We start from the raw sequence: 4098 nt of genomic DNA, 5'->3' as shown, positions 1-4098 counted from the left end.
AATTCGGCATTTGCCTGCTTTTGGTATTAGATTCACAATTTTATTTTCCTTTCCTTGAATCTATAACAGTTATTTTAAAATTTTTTACCTGTTTCCTAAGTCCATCAAAGCCGAATGCTATAAAAATATTTCTTAGTAATGGTATTATCTTGCTTTTTGGAAGATTGTGACTTTGTTCCGGATATATAGATATAACTTTCCATACTCTATCGTATACCACCTCATTTACTTTTTGATCCCTTACATAATATAATATAATATCGAATATATCGCCTTTATAGTATAGTTTCCACAATGTTTCAGGAAGCATCGCATGATCACAGTTTGGATCAGGAAAATATCCAGTTTCCATAATCCAGCAATCTAAATTTCTATCAATAATCCATGGTTTACATTTCGGTAATCTCTCATACATTGGATTATACTTATGATAAATCTCACTAAGTCCATACTTTTCATCATCCTCTTTAGTGATGATCGCATTTTCAAACGCCACCTTATCTCCTTTGCTTTAAATTTTTGATATGAAAATTACTTGAATATTCTCTTTAGGGATAAAATACGTTATAACGTCTCCTCCCTTAAACTCATTTAAAATTTCTTTTAAAATATCTACAATCTCTTGTTTTGGTATATCCCCGATATCGCTTCTTATGGATTCCAGTTCATATATTAGTATAAACGGATTATCCGTATCTTTTTTACCGGTATATTCATTATGTATATTCCTCAGATCGATCTCTATATCTTTGCCTCTATAATGCAAAAGCCATATCACTTCTCCGCTAAATTCCATATCTCTAGGATCTCCGATAGTGATACTGCGCACAGGGAAAAGCCAAATACCTCTTTCTCGATCTATGCACCAATCTCTCGAATTTAAATCTACCCAATCAAGCTCACCCTGATAATACTTATTGCATATCTCATTGCACGGTTTTAGTAAATCGTATTTCTCGATATCCTCTTCTGAAATACGCTCTGTAACAAACGCCATTCTCTCCTCCTTAAGAATTTAAAATTTTAAGACTGCTTGCGGGTTGCCGCCATCTTTTGCTCTTGCGACAAATCGTTTAGCCATTTGCGCAAATGGCTAAATATACGCTAAATTCCATCTTGCCGTAGCGCGTAAATTTTAAAATTTCGCCGTCCGCGCGCACGAACGAAATTTTAAAATTCCACGCCGCAAATCAAAGCGCAAATAAACGCGCTAGCGCACAGAAATCGCGCGAATTAACAAAAATCGCGTTTGAATTTCATCGGTAAATTTACAAATTCCGCCTACGCTTCGGTGGTTTCGTTTTCGTCGATTACGGCTTGCATTGTCTCTCTGGCGTGCTGCAGCCAATCTTTATCGCTCGTGTCGAGTAGGTCTAGGTAGATGATTTTGACGTGTCCGCTGTGAACGGTGAAATCGTGAGAGTTTGCGATGTGCTGCGTGCCGATGAGCACCACGGGCTGGACGCGCAGACCGAGCTTGCTAACGATCGCTTTGGCGCCGCTTTGGAATTGCAAAAGCTGCGTGCCGCGATGTCTAGTGCCTTCGGGAAACATCGTGATGACGCGCCCTTCGCTCACGCGCTGCTGTACTTCATGCACGATCCGCACCAGATCGCGCGGATTTGAGCGATCGACTTGGATCATCTTCGGAAGAGTGATGATTTTGCCGATGATAGGGATGTCTGCGATCTCCTTTTTAGCGATCCAGCAGATATCGGCGGGATGGGTTTCTTCGAGCACGACGATATCCATTATACTTTGGTGGTTGGCAATTACTAGCTGCGCGCGCGGATCAGGGGTACCTATGATCTGGATATCGTATCCAATGCCGTAGCGCTGGAATCGCCCCCAAATGCGACGAAAGCGGCGATGAGAGGAGTTTTTCACCGCCATGGCGATCACGACGCAAACGACGGTAAAAATAAACCAAATCGCGTAAAATAGCGCTCTAATCCTTGCTAAGCTCATCTTTTTTAACCCAGCCGATCTTGTTGCCGCCTAGCATGATTTTATAAAATTCCTTATTCGTACCCAAAATTTCAACCTTTTCAGCATTTTGGGTTACGTAAAACACGGTGGAGCTTTGCATAGGCAAAATTCTAACCGGAGAATTTTGCGCGATACTGCCCGTGCCGTAAGGCCTTTGCGCGTAGAAATTTACCGCCAAAATCAGCACCGCAAAGATGAGCGGCGTGATATTTTTACTAAGCAGAAACATCACCAAAAGCACGGCAGCTAGCGTGTAGATCGCGATCTGCTTGTAGGCTTCGAACTTGCTCTCTTTCGGATTTAGACCGATCTGTGTGCTAAGATCCTCGGCGCGCGGATTAAGCTCAAGACCGAAATTTTCAAATTTTTTCGTCTGGAGATTGAAATAGCTGAAGTCTAAATTTGTGATATTTTTATCTACGACGGCGAAATAATATCCGCTCTGACTTGCGTATGTGCCGCGCACAGAGTCCACGCCCTGCTTGATGATGGCTGGATTATCGATGCTAAAAGCGCTGATTGCGCCGTTTCGGATACCAAGATCGAGCGTGAGTAAATTTGAAGCGTCGTCAAATTTGGTAGTTTTGTAGTTTTTAAGTTTCAGCTCGTCGGCTACGATATGCGAAAAATTAGGCTTCGTGTCAAGCTTCATAAATTCCGGATTATCAGGCTTAATAGAGCTTTTTTCAAAGAATTCTCCGTTGCGCTGCAAGGTCAAAACGAGCTCATTTATCTTATCGCTCTTATCGCTTGCCGCAAACCACAGCGTCGTCTCAAACATCTCGTCGCCCTCAATCCACGTAAGATTGTCGGCATTAAGCCACTTCATGCCATTGGTGCGGCTGATCTCTAGCTTTGGCTTAACGGTGATTTTCTGCCCTAAATATACGGCGAAATCAATCTTAAAAATTTGATTACAATACACCTTCCTAGGCATCCCGCTGGCTTTTAGCGTAAGCTCTTTGGGCTTAATGTCCTGATAGACCTTATCGTCGGATACATCAAGATCAACTTCGTTAGTAGGTGCCAAAGCCTTAAGATCGTCGATACTTAGATTATCCATCGACATAACCTCTTTTTTATTATACTTCAGCATCACTTTGGAATTATCGCGCGTCTGCGGCTCGTCGGGCTTATCCTCAGCTTTTTTCGGCGCATATTTACTTAGATCATCAAGCGAATCGATCTCAATCTCCGGCGCAGCAAACGCGAGCGTGCAGACACCTAAAATAGTAAGAATTTTTTTTAGCAAATTAAGCCTTTTAGCATTTTCTCTCCGTCCGTGCCGCCCAAAATAGGCTCTATAGCGCGCTCAGGATGCGGCATCAGGCCGAAAATCTTTTTGTTTTTATCGCAAATCCCGGCAATTGCGTCCACTGAGCCGTTCGGATTTAGATCCGCGCCGTTTTCGTCACAATATTTTAGCAGCACGCAATCCTCGTCGTATAGCGACTTTAACGTATCCGCAGGCGCATAATAGTTTCCCTCGCCATGCGCGATCGGGATATTTAAAATTTCGCCCTTGTCGCAACAGTGCAGAAATTTATTGTCGTTTGAAACGACGCGCAGATGGTGAAATTTTGAGATAAAGCTTAAATTTATATTTTTATTCATCGCGCCTGCGAGCAAGCCTAGCTCCAAAAGCATCTGAAAGCCATTACAGATGCCTAGGATATAGCCGCCGCGCGCAGCATGAGCGAGAACCGCCTTCATCACCGGGCTAAATTTAGCAATAGCAGCCGTCCGCAGATAATCTCCGTGGCTAAAGCCGCCGGGAAGCACGATCAGATCGGCGTTTATGTCGGTTTCTTTATGCCAGATTATCTGCGTTTCGCAACCGAGCTTATCAAAGGCGTATTTGCTGTCGCGCTCACAATTCGTACCGGGGAAATTGACGATCGCTACCTTCATATCACGATCTCATAGTCTTCGATGACGGTGTTTGCCAAAATTTCATCACACATCTTAGCGACGTCGGCGTAAATTTTATCCCTATCCTCGCCGTTTAGCTCAAGCACGATCTGTTTAGCTACGCGCACGTCCTCTACTCCGCTAAAACCAAGCGAAGCGAGGGCGTGGCAGACCGCCTTGCCCTGCGGATCAAGCACG

6 protein-coding genes are annotated in these 4098 nt (G+C 43.6%); all 6 read right to left on the bottom strand.

Features of this window, described 5'->3' with window-relative positions; translation table 11 throughout:
• Positions 1-40 precede the first annotated feature (40 nt).
• Positions 41-496 carry a hypothetical protein gene (locus tag Q0605_RS04065; RefSeq protein WP_298704440.1) on the bottom strand — a complete coding sequence of 152 codons (456 nt, stop codon included), beginning with the start codon at positions 494-496 and terminating at the stop codon, positions 41-43.
• Positions 497-511: 15 nt separating this feature from the next.
• Positions 512-997: a hypothetical protein gene (locus tag Q0605_RS04060; RefSeq protein ID WP_298704439.1), complete on the bottom strand. Its 486-nt coding sequence runs from the start codon at positions 995-997 to the stop codon at positions 512-514.
• Positions 998-1281: 284 nt separating this feature from the next.
• Entirely contained in the window at positions 1282-1968 is a 687-nt protein-coding gene (locus Q0605_RS04055) for a lysophospholipid acyltransferase family protein (protein WP_298704438.1), read from the bottom strand.
• A complete protein-coding gene (locus Q0605_RS04050; protein ID WP_298704437.1) occupies positions 1949-3241 on the bottom strand; it encodes an SH3 domain-containing protein in 1293 nt (430 codons plus the stop codon). The genes Q0605_RS04055 and Q0605_RS04050 overlap by 20 nt, the downstream gene beginning before the upstream one ends.
• Positions 3235-3900, bottom strand: coding sequence for a phosphoribosylformylglycinamidine synthase I (purQ, locus tag Q0605_RS04045; RefSeq protein WP_295152903.1), 666 nt, complete (start codon positions 3898-3900; stop codon positions 3235-3237). The genes Q0605_RS04050 and purQ overlap by 7 nt, the downstream gene beginning before the upstream one ends.
• Entirely contained in the window at positions 3897-4097 is a 201-nt protein-coding gene (purS, locus tag Q0605_RS04040) for a phosphoribosylformylglycinamidine synthase subunit PurS (protein ID WP_298704436.1), read from the bottom strand. The genes purQ and purS overlap by 4 nt, the downstream gene beginning before the upstream one ends.
• Between the last annotated feature and the right edge of the window lies 1 nt (position 4098).

This window comes from uncultured Campylobacter sp., assembly GCF_938017705.1.
Taxonomy (GTDB): Bacteria; Campylobacterota; Campylobacteria; order Campylobacterales; family Campylobacteraceae; genus Campylobacter_B.
Note: the sequence above shows the minus strand (reverse complement) of the source record. Positions and strands in the feature narration are given on the sequence as shown.

Bases quoted from the DNA above. Each gene is read 5' to 3' on its own strand.
- purQ (WP_295152903.1), bottom strand. From the start codon at position 3,900: ATGAAGGTAGCGATCGTCAATTTCCCCGGTACGAATTGTGAGCGCGAC.
- Q0605_RS04055 (WP_298704438.1), bottom strand. From the start codon at position 1,968: ATGAGCTTAGCAAGGATTAGAGCGCTATTTTACGCGATTTGGTTTATT.
- Q0605_RS04060 (WP_298704439.1), bottom strand. From the start codon at position 997: ATGGCGTTTGTTACAGAGCGTATTTCAGAAGAGGATATCGAGAAATAC.